Raw genomic sequence first — 21418 nt, 5'->3', positions numbered from 1 at the left:
GACCCGTCGTGGGTCCTCAGTAATGCTGGCTGGTGTCCCACGTTCGGATGATGGCCTGGGCCTCGGACTGGCTCGCGCCCGTCGCCTCGGCGTAGAGGCTCATCGCGTCCTCACGCCGCCCGGCGAGGATCAGCTCGCTGATGCGGGCGCGACCCTCGTCGGTGAGTCGACCCTCGGTGTAGGACGCTGCCGCGTCCCGCACCCCGGGCCCCTGTCCCGGCACGAACCAGGCGTCGACGGCGCGCTTGGCGTCGGCGAGGGGCGCGCCGGTCGCCTCGCGGTAGATCTTGATCGCGTTGATCTTGTGGCCGGCGCTGATCTCCCGGCTCACCTTGGCGCGGACGGTGTCGGTGAGACCCACGAGCTCGCGGTCGGGGTCCTTGCGGCCCATGACCCGCCCCCAGATGACGACGAGCACGACGACGACGATCGCGACGAGGACGATCTTTCCGGGGTTCATGGCTCCCAGCCTAGGTCGAGGACGGACGGTGACCGAGCCGACAGACGGTGCTCAGACGTCGGTGAGACCGAGCAGCATGCGGACCTCGCCGGCGGTGATGACCGACCCGGTGGCGATGACGCCGCCACCCATGCCGTCCTCCTCGGCCAGCGTCACGGCCTGCTCGAGCGCGTCAGGCAGGTCGCGGACCACGGTCACCCGGGACTCGCCGAAGATCTCGACCGCGAGCTTGCCGAGGTCGTCCGGGCGCATCGCGCGCGGTGACGAGCTGCGCGTGACGACGATGTGGTCGAGCGCAGGCTCCAGCACCTCGAGCATCCCGGCGGCGTCCTTGTCGGCGACGATGCCGACGAGGCCGACGAGGCGGGTGAAGGCGAACGCCTCCTCGATCGCTGCGACGAGCGATCGGGCGCCGTGGGGGTTGTGGGCCGCGTCGACGAGGACGGTCGGCGACCGGCGGACGATCTCGAGGCGCCCCGGTGAGGTCATCGACGCGACGGCGGCCGCCAGCACGTCCTGCTCGATGCGCTGGTCACCGCCTCCCACGAAGGCCTCCACCGCGGCGACGGCAGTCGCGAGGTTGCTCGCCTGGTGCGCGCCGTGGAGCGGGAGGAAGAGGTCGGCATACTCCCCCGCCAGGCCGCGGACGGAGACCTGCTGGCCACCGATGGCGACCTCGCGTGCGAGGACGCCGAAGTCGTTGCCCTCGAAGACGATCCGCGCACCACCGACCTCCTCGACGCGGTCGAGGAGCACGCGTGCGACGTCCTCGTCCTGGACGCCCGAGACGGTCACGGAGTCGGCCTTGATGATGCCGCTCTTCTCCTCGGCGATGGAGACGACGTCGTCACCGAGCAGGTGCGTGTGGTCGAGGTCGACGGGCGTCACCACGGCGACCTGGGCGTCGATGACGTTGGTCGCGTCCCACGAGCCGCCGAGCCCGACCTCGATGATGGCGACGTCGACGGGGGCGTCGGCGAACGCGGCGTAGGCGAGCGCGACGAGCACCTCGAAGAAGTTCATCCTCCGCCCGCCCGACTCGAGGGAGCGGGCGTCGACGAGCTCGATGAGCGGAGCCACCTCGTCGTAGGCGGCGATGAACTTCTCGCGCGGGATCGGCTTGCCCGACAGGGTGATCCGCTCCCTGATGTCGTGCAGGTGCGGCGAGGTGAAGCGTCCCGTGGACAGGCCGCTCTCGCGCAGGATGGCGTCGATCATCCGGCTGGTCGACGTCTTGCCGTTGGTGCCGGTGAGGTGGATCGAGGGGTAGGTCCGCTGTGGGTCGCCCGCGAGCTCCATCACCGCACGGATGCGGTCGAGCGACGGGCCGATGTCGTTCTCGGGCGCGCGGGCGAGGATCTCCTCCTCGATCTCGCGCATCCGCTTCATCTCCTCGAGGTTGCGCGCAGCCTCGAGGGCGGCGGCGTCGGGGCGGCCGCTCATGCGGAGTCACCTGCCTTCAGGTCGCGGGCCATCCACACGCTCTCGGGCAGGCCGGACCCCGGCGTCTCGCGGTGCGTCTCGACGAAGCCGTGCTTGGCGTAGAAGCGGGCCGCCTGCTGGTTGCCCTCGAGGTAGGACAGCGTGATGCGCGGGTGCTCGCTCTCGAGTGCCCGCTCGACGACCGCCTCCATGAGCCGGGACCCGATGCCGTGGCCGTGGTGGCCGGGCAGGACGTAGAGCTTCCACAGCACGAAGGCGTCGTCCTGCGGGCCGAAGGTCGCCACGCCGACGACGTCGTCCCCGTCGACGGCCACGAGGGTGCGCCCCTTGCGGATGGCGTCGGTGACCACGTCGCTCGTCCACCACTTGGCGAGGCCCATGGCGACGTACTCCGGGCCGGCGATCGGCTCGTAGGTCGCGAGCCAGGTGCGGTGCCCGACGGACAGGATGCCCGTGAGGTCGTCTCCGACGGCGCCGCGGACGGCGACCCCGTCGGTCGGGTCGGGTTCGGTGGTGCTCACGTCGGCGCCCTCCAGGTCGTGCTCGCGGTTCGCGGCGATCATCGCTTGACCACGAGGATCGTCGCGGGGTGGTTGTCGCCGACGACGACGTCGGTCGGGGTGCCCGGGAACCCGTCGGGCAGGGTGTGGTCGGGACCCGCGGCAGCGAACTGCGTCGCGAGCGTCTCCCCCACGATGAGGTCGCGGTGGGTCACCGTGGCCTCGAAGACCTCGGCGCCGCCCTGGACCGTCAGGCTGATCCGGTCGCTGACGTGCAGGCCGGTGTCGCGCCGCGCCTGCTGGACGGCACGGACGAGGTCGCGGGCCAGGCCCTCGGAGGCCAGCGCAGGGGTCACCGTGGTGTCGAGCACGACGAACCCGCCGGACGGCAGCATCGCCGTGGCACCGGACTCGGCGGCGTCGCCGGCCACGACCGTCTCGAGGGCGTACTCGCCCTCGACGAGGGCGAGGCCCCCGGCGGTCACGGTGCCGTCGGCGTCGACGCTCCAGTCGCCGGACTTGCTGCCCTTGATGGCGCGCTGCACGTCCTTGCCCAGGCGCGGGCCGGCCGCGCGGGCGTTGACCGTCAGGCGCTGGCTGACACCGAAGTCGGACTCGCTGGCGGTGGCGACGTCGACGAGGGTCAGCGCCTTGACGTTGAGCTCGTCCTGGATGATCGCGCGGAACGGCTCGAGGGCGGCCGGGTCGGCAGCCACGACCGTCAGCTCGGCGAGCGGCAGGCGGGCGCGCAGGCTGCGGGCCTTGCGCAGGCTGGAGCCGGTCGAGCAGACCTCGCGGGCGCGGTCCATCGCGACGACGAGCTCGTGGTCGGCCGGGAGGTCGTCGACCGTCGGGTAGTCGGCGAGGTGCACCGAGCGGCCGCCCGTCAGGCCGCGCCAGATCTCCTCGGTGACGAGCGGCAGCAGCGGCGCCGTGGCGCGCGTGACCGTCTCGAGCGCGGTCCAGAGCGTGTCGAACGCCGCGAGCGACTCGTCGCTCTCGCCGCCCCAGAAGCGGTCGCGCGACCGGCGGATGTACCAGTTGGTCAGCACGTCGAGGAAGCCACGCATCGTGTCGCAGGCGGCCGCGATCTCGTAGGCGTCGAGCTGATCGGTCATGTCGCCGACGAACTCACGCAGCTTGGCGAGCAGGTAGCGGTCGAGCACGTCGGTGGAGGTGGTCGAGCGCTTGGCCTCGTAGCCCTCGCCGCCGCGTGCGGTGTTGGCGTAGAGCGAGAAGAAGGACCACGCGTTCCACAGCGGGATCATCACCTGGCGCACGCCGTCGCGGATGCCCTGCTCGGTGACGACGAGGTTGCCGCCGCGCAGGATCGGGCTGCTCATGAGGAACCACCGCATGGCGTCGGCGCCGTCGCGGTCGAAGACCTCGCGCACGTCCGGGTAGTTGCGCAGGGACTTGCTCATCTTCTGCCCGTCCGAGCCCAGGACGATGCCGTGGCTGACGCACGTCTTGAAGGCGGGACGGTCGAACAGCGCCGTGGCGAGGATGTGCAGCGTGTAGAACCAGCCGCGGGTCTGCCCGATGTACTCGACGATGAAGTCGCCCGGGAAGTGGTGCTCGAACCACTCGGCGTTCTCGAACGGGTAGTGAACCTGCGCGAAGCTCATCGAGCCCGAGTCGAACCACACGTCGAGGACGTCCTCGACCCGGCGCATGGTCGACTTCCCCGACGGGTCGTCGGGGTTGGGACGGGTCAGGCTGTCGATGAACGGCCGGTGCAGGTCCTTGACCTCGACGCCGAAGTCACGCTCGAGCTCCTCGAACGAGCCGTAGACGTCGAGACGCGGGAACTCCGGGTTGTCGGACTTCCACACGGGGATCGGGCTGCCCCAGAAGCGGTTGCGCGAGATGGACCAGTCGCGGGCGTTGGACAGCCACTTGCCGAACTGGCCGTCCTTGATGTGCGACGGCGTCCACTCGATCTCCTGGTTGAGCTCGAGCATCCGCTCCTTGATCTTCGTGACCTCGACGAACCACGACGAGACGGCCATGTAGATGAGGGGCTCGCGGCAGCGCCAGCAGTGCGGGTAGCTGTGGTCGTAGGTCTCGCGGCGCAGCAGCACCGTGCCGGCCGTGACCGAACCGGTCTCGCCCTCGCCGCGGGTGGCGGCCTTGAGGTGGTCGATGATGTGGGCGTTGGCGTCGAAGACGTGCATGCCCTCGTAGTCCGTCACGGGCCAGAGGAAGCGGCCGTCGGCGCCGACGGGCACGACCGGCTCGATGCCGGCCGCGTCGGTGACGATCTTGTCCTCCTCACCGAACGCGCCCGCCGTGTGGACGAGCCCGGTGCCGTCCTCGGTGGTGACGAAGTCGGCCGGGAAGACGAAGTGCGCGCGCTCGTGCCCCCGGTAGTAGGAGAACGGCGGGGTGAACGAGCGGCCGAGCAGGTCGGAGCCCTTGAGGCGCTCGACGATCCGCTGGTCGAGCGTGCTCTGGTCGACGTCGGGGCCGAAGAGGTCCTTGGCGTAGGCCGCGAGGCGGGCCTCGCCGATGACGTAGCGCTCCGTCGTGCCGGTGACGTCGGACTCGACGACGACGTAGTCGATGTCGGGGCCGACCATGATGCCGAGGTTGGCCGGCAGGGTCCACGGGGTCGTCGTCCAGACGAGGGCGAGCTCGCCGGTCTCGAGGCGCAGGCCGATGGTGACGGCCGGGTCCTGACGCATCTTGTAGACGTCGTCGTCCATGCGCAGCTCGTGGTTGGACAGGGGCGTCTGGTCGTTCCAGCAGTACGGCAGCACCCGGAAGCCCTCGTAGACGAGGCCCTTGTCGTGCAGCTGCTTGAACGCCCAGATGACCGACTCCATGTAGTCGGGCTCGAGCGTCTTGTAGTCGTGGTCGAAGTCGACCCAGCGCGCCTGCCGCGTCACGTAGTCGCGCCACTCGCCGGTGTACTTGAGCACCGAGCTGCGGCAGGCGTCGTTGAAGCGGTCGATGCCGAGCTCGACGATGTCCTGCTTCGTCTTGAGCCCGAGCTGGCGCTGCGCCTCGAGCTCGGCGGGCAGGCCGTGGGTGTCCCAGCCGAAGCGGCGCTCGACACGCTTGCCGCGCATGGTCTGGTAGCGCGGGACGATGTCCTTGACGTAGCCGGTGAGCAGGTGGCCGTAGTGCGGCAGGCCGTTGGCGAAGGGCGGGCCGTCGTAGAAGACGAACTCGTTGTCGCCGTCGGTCCCGGCGTCGCGGCCCTCGACCGACGCGATGAACGTGCCGTCCTCGTCCCAGTACTTCAGGACCCGCTGCTCGATCTCGGGGAAGCGTGGGTTGGAGGTGACGCCCGTCGTGGGCGCGCCGTCGTCGTTCGTGGTGACCCGGGGGTAGGTCATGCTCGTGGTCTCCTGCGTTCGCGTCTGTTGGTCACTCGTCCCTGACACGAGGACGACGTCTCCTGCCGGAGGCTGCCGCGGTACCACCCCGCTTGCCGCACGCTGCCCACCCGCTCGGGCAGACGGCATACGGCCGCTCTTGTCGAAGGCTGTGACGGGCCCACCCGTCCGGGTCTAGTGGGGGCTTGCGCCCTGTTCTTCCGGAGGCTCGCCGCTGATGACGGCTCGAACGCCTGTGCGCGCCATTCTAGCCTGCCCGGGTCGCCGGACCGGCCGAGCGAGGTCGATCAGTCGTATGCCGTCATGTCCGTCGTGACGGAAAAGCCCGGGCGCCGCGCGGGCGGGCGCTCATACACTCCGCAGATGCCTGTCGAGCACCGCAGCCACACCCGCACCGACCTGCCCGAGGTGGTGGAGGCGCTGGCGTCGTGGGAGGCCGGTGCCGGCTACGCGGGCGACTGCCTCCACGCCGGCGACCTCGGCTGGTACCTGCGGCATCCCGACGAGCACGTCGACGGCACGGTCCACTCGTGGTGGGAGGCCGGGCGGATGGTCGCGGTCTCGATCGTCGAGGGGCAGGTCGCGCGCCCGCGGGTCGCGCCGGACCGGCTCGACGACGACGGGGTGGCGTCCGTCGTGGCCGACGACGTCTCCCGACTGCTGCCGGAGCACGCCTGGACCGATGCCCAGGAGGCCACTGCCCACCGCCGGGTCCTGCTCGGGAGGGGATGGCGTCCCGACGAGGCGTGGGTCGTCTTCCACCTCGACCTCGACGGCACGCCGCTGCCCGCGACCACCGGGGTCGGCCCGACCGGCGACGCCGTCGACGAACGGGTTGCCCTGCAGCGCAGCGGTTTCGAGCGTTCGACCTTCACGGCGGAGGGCTGGCACCGGATGGCCGCGGCGCCCGGCTTCCGCCCCGAGCTCGATCTCGTCGCGCGCGACGCCGACGGCACGGCGGTGGCTGCCGCCACCGCGTGGTCGGCCGGTCCCGGACGGTGCGGTCTCCTCGAGCCCGTCGCCACGCACGCCGACCACCGAGGCGCCGGGCACGGGCGCCGCGTCGTGCAAGCGGCCGTCCAGGCGCTGGCGGCGAGCGGCGCCGCAGCCGTCCGCGTCGCGACGCGGCAGTCCAACACGAGCGGCGTCCGGCTCTACGAGTCCGCAGGCATCCCTCCCGTCGAGGTCATCACGACGCTCACCCGCGGAGGCGCCTGACCAGGCGGGAGGTCTCGTCGGCCGGTCGGTGAGCGCCGCCCGGGTTAGCGTGGGTGATGCCCGTACGCGCGAGAGCCCGCCGTGGCGCCTCGATCGCCGCCGTCGCGGTCGCAATCTGCCTGACCGCCGGCACGAAGGCCGGCCCCGCGCCTGACGCCCGCTCGCTGCCCCCTGCCTCGACGCCCACGTCCAGCGCCACGTCCAGCGCCACGTCCAGCGACACCTCCAGCGCCACGTCCAGCACCACGTCCAGCACCACGTCCAGCACCACGTCCAGCGCGACGACGACGCCGGCTCCCCCGCCGCGCGCGGAGGGCTTCGACGTCGCGACGGTGCAGGACGGCATACGCACCCTGGCCGCGATGGGACCCCGGGATGCGGCGAGCCCGGCGTCGGACCGGGCCGCGTCCTTCGTCGCGGCCCGCCTGCGCACCGCCGGCTACCGGGTCACCCTCGTCCCGTTAGGCGTGCCGGCGGGGGTCTCGTGGGGTGTCCGGGTCCCGGCTGGCACGACGGTCGACGTCGTCGCCGACCCGCCGGGCTTCGACCCGACGAGGCCGCACGTCGTCGTCGGCGCCCACCTCGACACCGTGCCCCAGTCGCCCGGGGCCGAGGACAACGCGTCGGGGCTCATGGTCATGGCCGAGGTGGCCCGGATGACGCGCCGGCAGCCGGGCGCCCTCCCCGTGCGGTTCGTCGCGTTCGGCGCCGAGGAGGCGCGCGGCGGCAACGGCACGCTGTATGCGTTCGGCTCGCGACACTTCGTCGCCTCGCTCACCGGGGCCGAGCGCTCGGCCATCCGCGGGATGGTCGCTCTCGACCGCGTGGGCGTACGTGCAGCGCCGGTGCCGGTGTGCCACGTCGCCGGGGCCGACCCCTCGCTCGCCGACGCGATCCGCGCCGCAGCCAGCCCGGCCGCGACCCGGGCGTGCACCAACAAGGCCAGCGACCACGTGTCGTTCCAGAAGGTCGGCATCCCAGCGGCGCGCCTCGGCAGCGTGCCCTACCCGGCGTACCACTCGGCCCGGGACGTGCCGTCCGTCGTCGACCCCGCCCAGCTCAGCCGGTCAGGCGCCGTGCTGTGGGCCTGGATCCGCTCGCTGCGGTGAGCCGACGCGCCGCTCGTGGACCCGGCCCGGCGTCACGTCCCGCGTTTGGCAGTATGACGTCATGACCGAAGTGGACACGACGGGTGCGTGGCTGAGCCGCGAGGACCTCGACAACGCCCGTGACCGACTGCCGATCCTCTACGTCCACGCGATCCCGGTTCGCGTCGACGACCGCGGCGTCGTCACCCACGTCGGGCTGCTGCTGCGGGCGGACAGCGACGGTGGCATCGGCCAGGAGGTCGTCGGCGGCCGCGTGCTTTACCACGAGCGCATCCGAGACGCCCTGGTGCGGCACGTCGAGTCCGACCTCGGCCCCATGGCCCTCCCCCGCATCCCGCTCTCGCCGCAGCCGTTCACGGTCGCCGAGTTCTTCCCGACCCCCGGCGTCACGCCCTTCCACGACCCGCGCCAGCACGCGGTGTCGCTGGCCTTCGTCGTCGCCGTCACGGGTGACTGCCGGCCCCAGCAGGACGCCCTCGACCTGTCGTGGGTGACCCCCGAGGAGGCGGCGTCGCTCGCGGTCCGGGGCGAGATGCCCGGCTCGCACGGCGTCCTCGTCCGGCAGGCCCTCGCCCACGTCGGCTTCCCCGTCTAAGCACCCCAAGTCGCGGAATACGCTGACAGGAACGCCGCATACGGCCTGTCTGCCCCGCCCGCCAGCACGGCGGGCGGGGCGACGAGGCGGGTCAGTGCTGGTGCTCGAGGAGGTCCTGGCGGCCGGAGCCCAGAACGGTGAGCGGCAGCAGCGTCTTGCCGGTGGGGCCGATCTCGATCTCGGTGCCCATCTGGGGGCAGACGCCGCAGTCGAAGCACGGGGTCCAGCGGCAGTCGTCGACCTCGGTCTCGTCGAGGGCGTCCTGCCAGTCCTCCCACAGCCAGTCCTTGTCGAGGCCGGAGTCGAGGTGGTCCCAGGGCAGCACCTCGGACTCCCCCCGCTCGCGCGTGGTGTACCAGGCGAGGTCGACCGGGACGTCGGCGAACGCCTCGTCGGCGCAGCGCATCCAGCGCTCGTAGGAGAAGTGCTCGCTCCACCCGTCGAAGCGGCCACCGTCGCGCCACACGGCCTCGATGACCTTGCCGACTCGGCGGTCACCGCGGGAGAGCAGTCCCTCGACGATGCCGGGCTGGCCGTCGTGGTAGCGGAACCCGATGGACGAGCCGTAGCGCTTGTCGGCCCGGATCGCGTCACGGAGCTTGGCGAGGCGGGCGTCGGTCTCCTCGACACCGAGCTGCGAGGCCCACTGGAAGGGCGTGTGCGGCTTGGGCACGAAGCCACCGATCGACACGGTGCAGCGGATGTCGCGCCGACCCGAGACCTGGCGGCCGGTCTCGATGACCCGCTTGGCGAGCTCGGCGATCTGGAGCACGTCCTCGTCGGTCTCGGTGGGCAGGCCGCACATGAAGTAGAGCTTGACCTGGCGCCAGCCGGCACCGTAGGCCGCAGCGACGGTCTTGATGAGGTCCTCCTCGGACACCATCTTGTTGATCACCTTGCGGATGCGCTCGGAGCCGCCCTCCGGGGCGAAGGTCAGGCCCGACCGGCGACCGTTGCGGGTCAGCTCGTTGGCGAGGTCGATGTTGAAGGCGTCGACACGCGTCGACGGCAGCGACAGACCGGTCTGGGTGCCCTCGTAGCGGTCGGCGAGGCCCTTGGTGAGGTCGGCGATCTCGGAGTGGTCGGCAGAGCTCAGTGACAGCAGGCCCACCTCCTCGAACCCCGTCGCGGCCAGGCCGCGCTCGACCATCTCGCCGATGCCGGTGATCGACCGCTCGCGCACCGGACGGGTGATCATGCCCGCCTGGCAGAAGCGGCAGCCGCGGGTGCAGCCGCGGAAGATCTCGACCGACATGCGCTCGTGGACCGACTCTGCGAGCGGCACGAGGGGCTTCTTCGGGTAGGGCCAGGCGTCGAGGTCCATGACGGTGTGCTTGGACACGCGCCACGGCACGCCGGAGGCGTCCGAGCTCGGCGCGACGCGCTGGATGCGCCCGTCGGGCAGGTAGGAGACGTCGTAGAACGCCGGCACGTAGACGCCGCCGGTGCGGGCGAGGCGCAGCAGCACCTCGCGGCGACCACCGGGCCGCCCCTGGGCCTTCCACTCCCCCACGATGTCGGTGACCGTCAGCACGGCCTGCTCGCCGTCGCCGACGATGGCCGCGTCGATGAACGACGCGATCGGCTCGGGGTTGAAGGCGGCGTGGCCACCGGCGATGACGATCGGGTCGTCGACGTCACGGTCGACCGCGTGCAGCGGGATGCCGGCGAGGTCGAGCGCCGTCAGCATGTTGGTGTAGCCGAGCTCCGTCGAGAAGCTGAGGCCGAAGAGGTCGAAGTCGCGCACCGAGCGGTGACCGTCGACCGTGAACTGCGGCAGACCCGCCTCGCGCAGCTGTGCCTCCATGTCGGGCCACACGGCATACGTCCGCTCCGCGAGGGCGTCGGGACGCTCGTTGAGGACTTCGTAGAGGATCATGACGCCCTGGTTGGGCACGCCGACCTCGTATGCGTCGGGGTACATCAGCGCCCAACGCGTGGTCAGCTCCTCGCCGCCGGGGCCGTGGCCGCCGACGTTCCAGTCCTTGACCGTCGAGTTGAGCTCGCCGCCGACGTACTGGATGGGCTTGTTGACCCGCTCCAGCAGGGGCTCGAGGGCGTTGAACAGTGACTCACCGGGCATTGGACCATCGTACGTGCGGCCCGGCGGTCACCGAAAACGCGGACGAACCGTGCGCACGCCTGCAAGGGCCGGACAGCCGTGGGCGCCGGTCCTAGTCTGGGGAGCAGGGGCGAAAGGGTGGCGAGGTGCCGACGGCGATCCACGTGGAGGTGCTGCCCGCGAGGCTGGGCGACTGCCTGCTCGTCGAGTGCCCGAGCCCCGGAGGCCCGACGTGGCGGATGCTCGTCGACGGCGGACCTCCCGACACGTGGCCGCTGCTCGAGGCTCGACTACGCCGGCTCGACCCGGCCGACCGTCACATCGACGTCGCGGTCGTCACCCACATCGACAACGACCACATCGGCGGGATGCTCGCCTTCCTGGCCAGCGACCTCGCCGCCGACGTGCGCGACTTCTGGTTCAACGGCCGTACGCACCTGGCGGAGGGATCGCCGGGCCGTTCGCGGAGCGTCGACCAGGGCGAGAGCCTCGTCGCCGCGCTGCTCGGGCCCCTCGACGACCCCCTGGCCGCCGGCGTGGCTGCCCCCTCGCACGACCGCACGCTGCCGTGGAACACCGCCTTCCACGGCGGGCCCGTCGAGACCGGCGCCTCCGGCGGCTTCTTCGAGGTCGCGGTGCCGGGCGGGCCCACGATCACGGTGCTCTCGCCGACGACCCGTCGCCTCGCCCGGCTCGCGGACACGTGGTCAGCGAGCCTGCGCGAGGCGCTGCACGGCCAGGAGCGCGACCGCGGTGCGGAGCTCGACGTGCTCGGACCGCTCGACGACCTCCAGCACCTCGCGGACGAGCGGTTGCCCCAGGACTCCTCGGTGCCCAACGGCAGCAGCATCGCGCTGCTCGTCGAGCACCGCGGGGCCAGCATCGTGCTCGGGGCGGACGCCTACGGCAGCGTCCTGGCGGCCGGCCTGCACGGTGTCGCCCGGGCGCGTGGCGCCCAGACCCTCCCCGTCGACGCCCTGAAGCTGCCGCACCACGCCAGCCGCGCGAACGTCGTCAAGGGGCTGGTCGCGGCCGCCCCGGCCAGCCACTACCTCGTCTCGACCAACGGTGACGTCTTCCACCATCCCGACGACGCCGCCCTCGCCCGTGTCGTGCTCGACGCGCCGGCCGGACCGACGCTGTGGTTCAACTACCGCACCCCACGCACCGAGAGGTGGGGTGACCCCGCGCTCACCGAGCGACACGGGCACCGCGCCACCTACCCCGACCCGGGGCACGCCGAAGCCGGGATCGTCCTCGACCTCCCCGCGCGCCCCTGACAACCACGTTCGGCACGCCGTCGCGCCTGGACTGACGAGCGAAGCGAGCCAAGATGGTCCGGCACGCCGTCGCGCCTGGACTGACGAGCGAAGCGAGCGCAGCGAGCCAGTCGAGGAGGGAAGGCGTGACGACGGGGCGTGCCGGACCCGGCGAGCAGAGCGAGCCAAAATGATGGTTCGGCGCGCGTCACGCCTGGACTGACGAGCGATGCGAGCGTTCGGCGCGCGTCACGCCTGGACTGACGAGCGATGCGAGCACAGCGAGCAAGCCGAGGAGGGAAGGCGTGACGTCAGGCGCGCCGAACACGGACGAGCGATGCGAGCACAGCGAGCAAGCCGAGGAGGGAAGGCGTGACGTCAGGCGCGCCGAACACGGGCGAGCGAAGCGAGCCCAGAAGACTCAGTACATCGCGTCGAGCTCGGCGCGGTGCTTCTCGGTCACGGCCTTGCGGCGCAGCTTCATGCTCGGCGTGAGGTCGCCGCCCTCGACCGTGAGGTCCTGGTCGAGGATCGTGAACTTCTTGATCGTCTCCCAGCGGTTGAGGCCGTCGTTGAGCTGGTCGACGTAGCGCTGGACGAGCGCGTGCGCCTCCGGCGAGGTGGCGACCTCGGCGTAGGACTTGCCGCCCAGGCCGACCGTCGGCGCCCAGCCGGCCACCGCGTCGGGGTCGAGGGTCACGAGCGCCGTCGCGTAGTTGTGGCCGGCGCCGTGCACGAGGAACTGGCTGACGAACGGGCACAGGCCCTTGAAGCGCGCCTCGATCTCGGCCGGCGCGATGTACTTGCCGCCACTCGTCTTGAAGACGTCCTTCTTGCGGTCCGTGACGTAGAGGAAGCCGCGCTCGTCGATGCGGCCGATGTCGCCGGTGTGGAACCAGCCGTCCTCGGTGAGCACCTCGGCCGTCGCCTCGGGGTTGTTGTGGTAGCCGCGCATGACACCCGGACCCTTGACGAGGATCTCGCCGTCCTCCTCCGCGATGCGGACCTCGGTGCCCGGGAGGGGCCAGCCGACCGAGCCGTACTGGTAGGAGCCGTGCTCGGGGGCGTTGACGGTCGTGCCCGACGAGGTCTCGGTGAGGCCGTAGCCCTCCTGGACGAGCAGCCCGACCGAGCCGAACCAGCGCGCGACGTCGGCGTTGAGCGGGGCGGAGCCGCTGATCATGAAGCGGACCCGGCCGCCGAAGCGCTCCTGGACCTTGTGCAGCACGAGCTTCGTGGCGAGGGCGTGCCGGCGCTGCAGGCCCGACGAGGGCTCCTCGCCCCGGGCGAGGACGTCGCGCATCTCGCCGCCGACCTTGAGGGCCCAGTCGATGAGCCGCTTCTTGACGCCCTGCTCCTGCGCGAACATCAGCGCGATGCGGCCGTGGGCCTTCTCGAAGATGCGGGGCGGACCCGCCATGAAGGTGGGCTTGATGACGGCCATGTGGTCGACGATCTTGTCGACCCGGCCGTCGACCGCCGTCGGGAAGCCGATCTGCAGGCCCGTCGCGACGAGCATCTTGCCGAAGACGTGCGACAACGGCAGCCAGAGGAACTGCAGGTCGTCCTTGGTGAACGTGCCGATGGCGTCGATGACGGCGCCCTCGTAGACGACGCTGTCCTGCACGAGGCGCACGCCCTTGGGGCGGCCTGTCGTGCCGGAGGTGTAGATGACGACCGCGAGCGACTCGGGGCCGAGCTGGTCGACGCGCGAGTCGACGATGTCGGGGGTGGCGGCGAGCCACTCGCGCCCGCGCTCGGCGAGCTCGTCCGTGGTGATGACCCAGCCGTCGTCGCTGCCGGGACCGGTGAGGGCGATGACCTGGCGCACGCCGGGGATCTCGGAGCGGACGTGCTGGAGCTTGGCGACCTGCTCCTCGTTCTCGGCGAAGACGATGCCGCTGCCGGAGTCGGCGAGGATGTAGGCGACGTCCTCGGCGATCGTCGTCGGGTAGACGGTCGTGGTCGCGCCACCGGCGCAGATGACGGCGAGGTCGGCGAGGATCCACTCGACGCGCGTCGTCGAGGCGATCGCGACCCGGTCCTCCAGCTGCACGCCGAGGCTGATGAGCCCGGCGGCCCACTGCTCGACGATCTCGTGCGTCTGTCCCCAGGTCAGGGTGGTGAGCTCGCTCGACCCCTCGGCGAAGTAGAGGTAGGCGGGGGCGTCGGGCGTGGCGCGGACCCGGCTGCGGAAGAGCGCGCCCACGCTGGGAGCGCGACCGTCGAGGACGTTCTGGTCGACGTCCCGCTCGGCGAGTGCCTGGAGGGGCATGTGGACTCCTTTGTCGCTGCGGGCCGGCCCGTCATCGGCGTCTGCGGGCGCCCGCCATGCCGGGATGATGTCAAGATTCGACGCGTCAGTCACGCATTGTCGACGTTCCTCACCGAAACGTGACCGCCGGGTAACCCCGCGGCCGGGACCCGCCGTCCTACCGCGTCCCTACCGCGTCGCGCGGGACGGCCCACCGGCGCCGACGCCCGCCGGGCCTGCCGGACCGCGGTGCCGCACGGACGCCGCCGCCACGTTGCCGACGAGGCCGATGGCGACCCACGACGCGATGAGCGAGGACCCGCCGCTCGAGACGAACGGCAGCGGCAGGCCGGTCACCGGCATGAGACCGAGATTCATCCCGATGTTCTCAAAGGCTTGGACACCGAGCCACACGGCCACCCCGATGGCGACGAGCCGCCCGAACGCGTCTGCCCGGCGCGCGACGACGACGCAGCGCACGACGATGAAGCCGATGAGCACCACGAGACCCGCGGCCCCCAGGAAGCCCAGCTCCTCCCCCGCGACCGAGAAGACGAAGTCGGTCTCCTGGAAGGGGATGAAACCGCCCTGGGTCTGCCGGCCCTCGAACAGGCCCTGCCCGCCGAGGCCGCCGGACCCGATCGCGACCCGGACCTGGCGCGTCTGGTAGCCGATGCCCTGCGGGTCGAGGGAGGGGTCGAGGAAGGCCCGCAGCCGGTTGCGCTGGTAGCCCGAGAGCAGCGGGGTCAGGAACGCGGCGGCGACGGCGCCGGCCCCCGCGACGAGCACCGCGACGGTCCACAGCCACGGCGCGCCCGCGGCCGCGATGATGACGACGGACATCGCGACGAGCACCAGGGCGGAACCGAGGTCGGGCTGGGCCAGGACGAGGAGCACCGGTATGCCGGCCACGACCCACGCGAGGACGACGTCGCGGTGCCGCTGGCGCAGCCCCCGCTCGGCGCGCTCCGCGAGCAGCATGGCCAGACCGACGGCCAGGGCGACCTTCATCAGCTCCGAGGGCTGCAGGGTCATGCCACCGGGCAGCCGGATCCACGACCGTGAGCCGTTGACGGTCGACCCCAGCGGGGACACGACGGCGGCGAGGCCCAGGACGGCCAGCACGTAGACGACGGGCGCGAGCGCGCGTACCGAGCGCACGTCGAGGCGTGCGACGACGGCCGCGCACGCGATCCCGACCCCGAGGGCGACGAGCTGCTTGAGCGCGGCGCTGCCACCGGACGAGGCCCGCGTCGCCGACCACACGAGCACGACACCGACGACCGAGAGGCCGAGGGCCCCGATGAACAGGCCGAGGTCGACCTGCTGCCACCTCGGCCCGGCTCGACGGCCCGACCCGGGCACCCACCGGGCACCGGTCCGCGACCCGCCGCGCGCGGGACGCGGGAGGGTCCCTACGACGGGACGATCGCCGAGAGGATCTCGCGACACCGCGCCACGTCCTGCGCCATCTGCTCGACGAGCATGTCGATCGACTCGAACCGCAACGTGGGCCGCAGGTGCGAGACGAACTCGACGGCGACGCGCTCCCCGTAGAGGTCGAGGTCGGTGCGGTCGAGGACGTAGGCCTCGACGCGCCGCTGGTGACCGTCGAACGTCGGGTTGGTCCCGACCGACACCGCGGCCGGGAGCGTCCGGTCGGGGGCACTCTCGTCGAGGTCGAGACGGACGAGCCACCCGGCATACACCCCGTCGGCGGGCACGAGGCCCTCGTGGTCCTGGGAGAGGTTCGCCGTGGGGTAGCCGAGCTCGCGGCCGCGGTGGTCGCCGTGGACGACCGCACCCGTGACGCGGTGGGGGCGCCCCAGGATCTGGGCCGCGTGGTCGACGTTGCCGCCGAGCAGCTCGGCGCGCAGCTGCGTCGAGCTCCAGCGGGCGCCCTCGGTCGCGCCCTCGCCGATGTCGTCGAGCGCGACGACCTCGAAGCCGTGCGCTCCGCCGAGCTCGCGCAGGGTGTCGACGTCGCCGGAGTTGCGCACCCCGAAGCGGGTGTCCTTGCCGACGACGACCGCGCACGCCCCGAGCGCGTCGACGAACGTGCCGCGGACGAACTCCTCGGGCGTCTGCTGGGCGAACTCGCGGGTGAACTCGATGACGAGCACCGCGGCGAGGCCGACCGACTCGAGCGCGTCAAGACGCTGCTCGAGCGACATGACGGCCGCCGGCGCACGGTCGGGGTAGAGCACGGCGATGGGGTGCGGCTCGAAGGTCACGGCGACCGGCAGCGCGTCACGGTCGGCGGCCTCGCGCACGACGCGCGTCAGAACCTCTCGGTGCCCGCGGTGCACCCCGTCGAAGTTGCCGAGGGTGACGACGGTGGCCCCGAGGTCGGCCGGGATGTCGTCGAGTCCGTACCAGCGCTGCACGGCGCCCACTGTAGTGGCCACGCCGGAGCGGCCGTCCGACGGCTCGGGTACGGGCATCAGGCACCCGCTCCGGACGCGGCGAAGACCACCTTGGCCCGGGCCGTGGCCCGGGTCTCGTCCAGAACGGCGACGAGGCGTCCGTCGGGGTCGATCGCGGCTACGGCGTCGGAGCCGGCCACGACGCTCGGGATGCGCTGGCCGTAGCCGAGTGCGACGGCCTCCTGGGCCGAGACCTCGTGCACGGGCAGCTGCGCGCGGGCCGCCTCCGCGATCGGGAGCAGGGGTATGCCGTCCGGCCCGTCGGTCTCCGACGTGGCCGTCAGTGCCTCGAGCGACATGGCGTCCTCGAGCCCGAACCGGCCCACCCGCGTGCGCCGCAGCGCCGTCAGATGGCCCCCGACGCCGAGCGCGGCGCCGAGGTCGCGGGCGAGCGCTCGCACGTAGGTGCCCGACGAGACGTCGACCTCGACCTCGACGTCGACGACGTCGATGGCCGGACCGACCTCGGGCGTCGCCGTGGCCGGGCGGACCGCGAGCACGTCGAAGCGGCTCACCGTCACCGGACGCGCAGGCAGCTCGACCGTGTCGCCCTGGCGCACACGGGTGTAGCTGCGCACGCCCTTGACCTTGATCGCGCTGACGGCGCTCGGCACCTGCTCGATGTCGCCCGTGAGCGCTGCGACGGCGGCGGGCAGCGCGGCCTCGAGGGCCGGCACGTCGTCGACGCCCAGCGCCGCGGTCGTCTCTCCCTCGGCGTCGTCGGTGAGGGTCGCCATGCCGAGACGGATCGTCGCGGCATACGACTTGTCGCAGCCGACGAGGAAGGTCAGCAGCTTGGTGCCCCGGTCGACGCCGAGCACGAGGACGCCGGTGGCCATGGGGTCGAGCGTGCCCGCGTGGCCGACCCTGCGGGTGCCGCAGAGCCGGCGCGCACGCGCCACGACGTCATGGCTCGTCCAGCCGGCCGGCTTGTCGACGACGAGCAGGCCTCCCGAACGGTCGGTCATCGTGCGTCGACGTCCGCGTCCACCTCGGCGTCCACGGTGTCGTCGCCATCGGTGTCCTCGGCCTCGGAGCGGTCGACCGGCTTGCGGTACGGGTCGGCGTCTCCCGCGGGCTTGGCGTTCGCCGCAGCGCGGGCGAGCTCCTCGTCCCGGGCACGCGTCTGGGCCACGAGGTCCTCGAGGTGCGCGGCGCCCTCGGGCAGCGCGTCGGCGATGAACTCGATCGACGGCGTCAGGCGGATGCCGATGCCCTTGCCGACGGCGGAGCGGATGCGGCCCTTGTTGGCCTCGAGGACGTCGGCCGTGGCCTGGCGGTCCTCGTTGCTGCCGAAGACGGTGTAGAAGACCGACGCCTGCTGGAGGTCGCCCGTGACGCGGGCGTCGGTGATGGTGACGAACCCGAGTCGTTCGTCCTTGAGCCGGAACTCGAGGTACTCGGCGACGATGACCTTGATCCGGTCGGCGATCTTGCGGGCGCGGGCGGGGTCAGCCATGACTACCTCTGCTTTCGTGTGACGTGCGGTCGGACCGGTCGAGCCGGCCCGACGTGGTGTTCACCCTAGTAGCGGGCCGCGGACGGCCCACATTCCCCGGCTGCGTCCCGGGGCGTCCGCGGGCCGGGTGGCGCCGAGCGGACGGCGACGGCGCCGACCCCCGTGGGGGCCGGCGCCGTCGGTCGTGTCGCGAGCTCAGGCTCGCGGCTTCTCACGCATCTCGTAGGTGGCGATGAGGTCACCGAGCTGCAGGTCGTTGTACGACCCGAGGTTGATACCGCACTCGAAGCCGTCGCGGACCTCGGTGACGTCGTCCTTGAAGCGGCGCAGACCGGCCACCTCGACGTTCTCGGACACGACGACACCGTTGCGGGTGATGCGGGCCTTGGAGCCACGCTTGATCTCGCCGCTGCGCACGATCGAGCCGGCGATGTTGCCGAACTTGCTCGAACGGAAGATCTCGCGGATCTCCGCCGTGCCGAGCTCGACCTCCTCGAACTCCGGCTTGAGCATGCCCTTGAGCGCCGCCTCGACCTCGTCGATGGCCTGGTAGATCACCGAGTAGTAGCGGATCTCGACACCCTCGCGCTCGGCGTAGTCGGCGTTCTGGCCCTCGGCCCGAACGTTGTAGCCGATGATGATGGCGTTCGAGGCCATCGCGAGGTTGATGTTGTTCATCGTGATCGCGCCGACCCCACGGTCGATGATGCGCAGGTCCACGTCGTCGCCGACGTCGATCTTGAGCAGCGCGTCCTCGAGCGCCTCGACCGAGCCCGACACGTCACCCTTGAGGATGAGGTTGAGGGTCTCGACCTTGCCCGCGGCGAGGGCCTCGTTGAGGTCCTCGAGCGAGATGCGCTTGCGGGACTTGGCGAGCACGGCCTGACGGTCGGCTGCCTCACGCCGCTCGGCGATCTGGCGGGCTGTGCGGTCGTCCGGCGCCACGACGAACGTGTCACCGGCGCGCGGCACCGAGCTGAGACCGAGCACCTGGACCGGGCGGGACGGGCCTGCCTCGTCGACGTTCTGGCCGTGCTCGTCGAGCATGGCGCGGACGCGACCGTGGGCCGAGCCGGCGACGATGGAGTCACCGACGTGCAGGGTTCCGGTCTGGACGAGCACCGTCGCCGTGGCACCGCGACCACGGTCGAGGTTGGCCTCGATCGCGACGCCGCGAGCCTCCTTGTCCGGGTTGGCCCGGAGGTCGAGGGCCGCGTCCGCCGTGAGGAGGACCGCCTCGAGGAGACCGTCGATGTTCTGACCCTGGCGGGCCGAGACGTCGACGAACATCGTCTCGCCGCCGTACTCCTCCGCGACGAGGTTGTACTCGGTCAGCTGCTGACGCACCTTGGCCGGGTTGGCACCCTCGACGTCGATCTTGTTGACCGCCACGACGATCGGCACGTCGGCCGCCTGCATGTGGTTGAGCGCCTCGATGGTCTGCGGCATGACGCCGTCGTCCGCAGCCACGACGAGGATCGCGATGTCGGTCACCTTGGCACCACGGGCACGCATGGCCGTGAAGGCCTCGTGACCGGGGGTGTCGATGAAGGTGATCGCGCGCTCGACGCCCTCGTGCTCACGGTGGACCTGGTAGGCACCGATGTGCTGGGTGATGCCACCGGCCTCGCCGGCGACGACGTCCTCGTTGCGGATCGCGTCGAGCAGGCGGGTCTTGCCGTGGTCGACGTGGCCGACGACGGTGACGACCGGCGGACGGGCCTCGAGGTCCTCGTCGTCCTCACCCTCGATACCGGTCTCGAGGTCGATGTTGAAGGAGTCGAAGAGCTCCTTCTCCTCCTCCTCCGGGGAGACGACCTGGATGTCGTAGCCGAGCTCGGCGCCGAGCACCTTGAAGGTGTCCTCGTCGAGGGACTGCGTCGCCGTGGCCATCTCACCGAGGTGGAAGAGCACGGTGACGAGCGATGCCGGGTTGGCGTTGATCTTGTCGGCGAAGTCGGTCAGCGAGGAGCCACGACGGACACGGATGGTCGTCTTGCCGTCGCCACGGGGGACGGTGACGCCACCCAGGCTCGGCGCCTGCATCTGCTCGAACTCCTGGCGCTTGGCGCGCTTGGACTTGCGGCCTCGGACCGGACGACCGCCACCGCGACCGAAGGCACCTGCCGTCGAGCCACGACCGCCGCCGCCACCGCGGGGACCACCGAAGCCACCGGGACGACCGGGGGCACCACCGGGGCCACCACCGAAGCCGCCACGGCCTGCGCCACCACCGGGACCACCACGGCCCGGGCCACCGGCCGGGCGCTGACCCGGACGGCCGACGGTGCTGCGCTCCGGCATCATGCCGGGGCTCGGACGCGGGCCACCGGGACGCGGCGCGCCACCAGGAGCACCGCCCGGACGACCGCCTGCGGCAGCGCCGGGACGCGGAGCGCCACCGGGAGCGCCGGGACGCTGTCCACCGGGACCGCCCTGGCCGCCGGGACGCTGCTGCGGACGCGGCATGCCCTGGCTGGGGCTGAACGGGTTGTTGCCCGGACGCGGGCCGGCGTCGCCACCGGGACGCGGGGCGCGGGTCTGGCCCATGCCCTGGCTCGGGGCGAACGGGTTGTTGCCCGGTCGCGGCTGACCCGGACGGGGAGCCGGACGCGGGGAGGCCGGGACGCCGGAGGTCTGCTGACCACCGTCACGGCTGGACTGCACCCGACCGGGAGCGGACGCCGCCGGGGCTGCGGGAGCAGCCGGGGCCGGAGCCGCCGGGGCGGGAGCCTTGGGTGCCGGAGCCGAAGGTGCCGGAGCAGCCTTGGCGGGCGCCGGGGCCGCCGCGCGGGCCGCCGGTGCCGCGGGAGCGGCCGGCGCGGGGGCCGACGGCGCTGCTGCGGCGGGGCCAGCCGGCGCAGGGGCCGACGGCGCGGGGGCTGCCGGAGCAGCCTTCTGGGGGGCGGACGGAGTCGCGCCCTTGGGGGCGGCCTTGGGGGCCGCCGGCTTGTTGTCGCCGCCTGACGAGCCTTCCCTGGGGAAGGTCTCGATGATCTTGCGGACGACGGGGGGCTCGATGGTCGACGACGCCGACCGGACGAACTCTCCCTGGCTCTTCAAGTGTGCGAGCAGTGTCTTGCTCTCGACTCCGAGCTCCTTGGCGAGCTCGTAGACCCGGACCTTAGCCACATCTCTCCTGTTCCTGGTCCGGCCTGAACAGGAAGTGGCCGAACCGTGGGTTATTGCTGGGGCTTGCTCATCGCTGAGTACTCATCGGGTGCTCATAGCGTTTCAACCCGCCTTGTGGTTCGTTGACTGATCTCTGACTGATCCGGTGCAACCCGCA

The 21418-nt window shown here is 71.8% G+C and carries 16 protein-coding genes; 4 read left to right on the top strand and 12 right to left on the bottom strand.

Annotated elements, in window-relative coordinates:
* Positions 1 to 16: 16 nt before the first annotated feature.
* Genes IEY30_RS00820 through ileS form a run of 4 tightly spaced genes read right to left on the bottom strand, consistent with a single transcriptional unit; the run spans position 17 to position 5747 of the window.
* Positions 17 to 460, bottom strand: a complete 444-nt coding sequence (locus IEY30_RS00820) for a hypothetical protein (protein WP_030146563.1) — start codon at positions 458 to 460, stop codon at positions 17 to 19.
* A gap of 51 nt (positions 461 to 511) precedes the next feature.
* Positions 512 to 1903, bottom strand: coding sequence for a bifunctional folylpolyglutamate synthase/dihydrofolate synthase (locus IEY30_RS00815; RefSeq protein WP_030146564.1), 1392 nt, complete (start codon positions 1901 to 1903; stop codon positions 512 to 514).
* Positions 1900 to 2424: a GNAT family N-acetyltransferase gene (locus IEY30_RS00810; protein ID WP_043415916.1), complete on the bottom strand. Its 525-nt coding sequence runs from the start codon at positions 2422 to 2424 to the stop codon at positions 1900 to 1902. The genes IEY30_RS00815 and IEY30_RS00810 overlap by 4 nt, the downstream gene beginning before the upstream one ends.
* A gap of 38 nt (positions 2425 to 2462) precedes the next feature.
* Entirely contained in the window at positions 2463 to 5747 is a 3285-nt protein-coding gene (ileS, locus tag IEY30_RS00805; RefSeq protein ID WP_043415647.1) for an isoleucine--tRNA ligase, read from the bottom strand.
* A gap of 363 nt (positions 5748 to 6110) precedes the next feature.
* Between ileS and IEY30_RS00800 the strand changes: the two genes are divergently transcribed.
* Entirely contained in the window at positions 6111 to 6965 is an 855-nt protein-coding gene (locus IEY30_RS00800) for a GNAT family N-acetyltransferase (protein WP_162180977.1), read from the top strand.
* Here the strand turns inward: IEY30_RS00800 and IEY30_RS00795 are convergent.
* The gene (locus IEY30_RS00795) at positions 6946 to 7311 is read right to left on the bottom strand and encodes a hypothetical protein (protein ID WP_156035061.1); all 366 of its coding nucleotides are present in this window, start codon (positions 7309 to 7311) and stop codon (positions 6946 to 6948) included. The genes IEY30_RS00800 and IEY30_RS00795 overlap by 20 nt on opposite strands.
* 16 nt (positions 7312 to 7327) lie before the next feature.
* Between IEY30_RS00795 and IEY30_RS00790 the strand changes: the two genes are divergently transcribed.
* Entirely contained in the window at positions 7328 to 8074 is a 747-nt protein-coding gene (locus tag IEY30_RS00790; protein WP_030146569.1) for a M28 family metallopeptidase, read from the top strand.
* A 61-nt stretch (positions 8075 to 8135) separates the two neighbouring features.
* On the top strand, positions 8136 to 8669 hold the full coding sequence (locus tag IEY30_RS00785) for an NUDIX hydrolase family protein (protein WP_030146570.1): 534 nt from the start codon (positions 8136 to 8138) through the stop codon (positions 8667 to 8669).
* A gap of 91 nt (positions 8670 to 8760) precedes the next feature.
* Here IEY30_RS00785 and IEY30_RS00780 read toward each other — a convergent pair whose 3' ends face one another.
* Positions 8761 to 10752, bottom strand: a complete 1992-nt coding sequence (locus IEY30_RS00780; protein WP_030146571.1) for a TIGR03960 family B12-binding radical SAM protein — start codon at positions 10750 to 10752, stop codon at positions 8761 to 8763.
* A gap of 125 nt (positions 10753 to 10877) precedes the next feature.
* Between IEY30_RS00780 and IEY30_RS00775 the strand changes: the two genes are divergently transcribed.
* On the top strand, positions 10878 to 12011 hold the full coding sequence (locus tag IEY30_RS00775) for an MBL fold metallo-hydrolase (protein WP_030146572.1): 1134 nt from the start codon (positions 10878 to 10880) through the stop codon (positions 12009 to 12011).
* A 400-nt stretch (positions 12012 to 12411) separates the two neighbouring features.
* Here the strand turns inward: IEY30_RS00775 and IEY30_RS00770 are convergent, their stop codons facing one another.
* The 6 genes from IEY30_RS00770 to infB all read right to left on the bottom strand — a co-directional run bounded on the left by IEY30_RS00770 (position 12412) and on the right by infB (position 21261).
* Positions 12412 to 14265, bottom strand: coding sequence for an AMP-dependent synthetase/ligase (locus IEY30_RS00770; RefSeq protein WP_030146573.1), 1854 nt, complete (start codon positions 14263 to 14265; stop codon positions 12412 to 12414).
* 168 nt (positions 14266 to 14433) lie between these two features.
* The gene (gene rodA / locus IEY30_RS00765; protein ID WP_229674774.1) at positions 14434 to 15696 is read right to left on the bottom strand and encodes a rod shape-determining protein RodA; all 1263 of its coding nucleotides are present in this window, start codon (positions 15694 to 15696) and stop codon (positions 14434 to 14436) included.
* Entirely contained in the window at positions 15660 to 16631 is a 972-nt protein-coding gene (locus IEY30_RS00760; protein WP_188960082.1) for a bifunctional riboflavin kinase/FAD synthetase, read from the bottom strand. Before IEY30_RS00760 ends, rodA begins: the two co-directional genes overlap by 37 nt.
* Positions 16632 to 16687: 56 nt before the next feature.
* Positions 16688 to 17638: a tRNA pseudouridine(55) synthase TruB gene (gene truB / locus IEY30_RS00755; protein WP_030146576.1), complete on the bottom strand. Its 951-nt coding sequence runs from the start codon at positions 17636 to 17638 to the stop codon at positions 16688 to 16690.
* Positions 17635 to 18129, bottom strand: coding sequence for a 30S ribosome-binding factor RbfA (rbfA, locus tag IEY30_RS00750; RefSeq protein WP_030146577.1), 495 nt, complete (start codon positions 18127 to 18129; stop codon positions 17635 to 17637). The genes truB and rbfA overlap by 4 nt, the downstream gene beginning before the upstream one ends.
* Positions 18130 to 18324: 195 nt before the next feature.
* Positions 18325 to 21261 (bottom strand): translation initiation factor IF-2, encoded by a 2937-nt coding sequence (gene infB, locus IEY30_RS00745; RefSeq protein WP_030146578.1) that lies wholly within the window; start codon positions 21259 to 21261, stop codon positions 18325 to 18327.
* Between the last annotated feature and the right edge of the window lie 157 nt (positions 21262 to 21418).

The sequence above is a fragment of the Terrabacter tumescens genome (genome assembly GCF_014646815.1).
In the GTDB taxonomy this organism is placed as follows: Bacteria; Actinomycetota; Actinomycetes; order Actinomycetales; family Dermatophilaceae; genus Terrabacter; species Terrabacter tumescens.
This window is presented reverse-complemented; position numbering and strand designations above follow the sequence as displayed.

Coding starts and splice junctions, on each gene's coding strand:
- IEY30_RS00785 (WP_030146570.1), top strand. CDS start 8,136: ATGACCGAAGTGGACACGACGGGTGCGTGGCTGAGCCGCGAGGACCTC.
- rbfA (WP_030146577.1), bottom strand. CDS start 18,129: ATGGCTGACCCCGCCCGCGCCCGCAAGATCGCCGACCGGATCAAGGTC.
- IEY30_RS00795 (WP_156035061.1), bottom strand. CDS start 7,311: ATGCCGTCCTGCACCGTCGCGACGTCGAAGCCCTCCGCGCGCGGCGGG.
- IEY30_RS00770 (WP_030146573.1), bottom strand. CDS start 14,265: ATGCCCCTCCAGGCACTCGCCGAGCGGGACGTCGACCAGAACGTCCTC.
- IEY30_RS00800 (WP_162180977.1), top strand. CDS start 6,111: ATGCCTGTCGAGCACCGCAGCCACACCCGCACCGACCTGCCCGAGGTG.
- ileS (WP_043415647.1), bottom strand. CDS start 5,747: ATGACCTACCCCCGGGTCACCACGAACGACGACGGCGCGCCCACGACG.
- IEY30_RS00790 (WP_030146569.1), top strand. CDS start 7,328: ATGGGACCCCGGGATGCGGCGAGCCCGGCGTCGGACCGGGCCGCGTCC.
- IEY30_RS00815 (WP_030146564.1), bottom strand. CDS start 1,903: ATGAGCGGCCGCCCCGACGCCGCCGCCCTCGAGGCTGCGCGCAACCTC.
- IEY30_RS00820 (WP_030146563.1), bottom strand. CDS start 460: ATGAACCCCGGAAAGATCGTCCTCGTCGCGATCGTCGTCGTCGTGCTC.
- IEY30_RS00780 (WP_030146571.1), bottom strand. CDS start 10,752: ATGCCCGGTGAGTCACTGTTCAACGCCCTCGAGCCCCTGCTGGAGCGG.
- truB (WP_030146576.1), bottom strand. CDS start 17,638: ATGACCGACCGTTCGGGAGGCCTGCTCGTCGTCGACAAGCCGGCCGGC.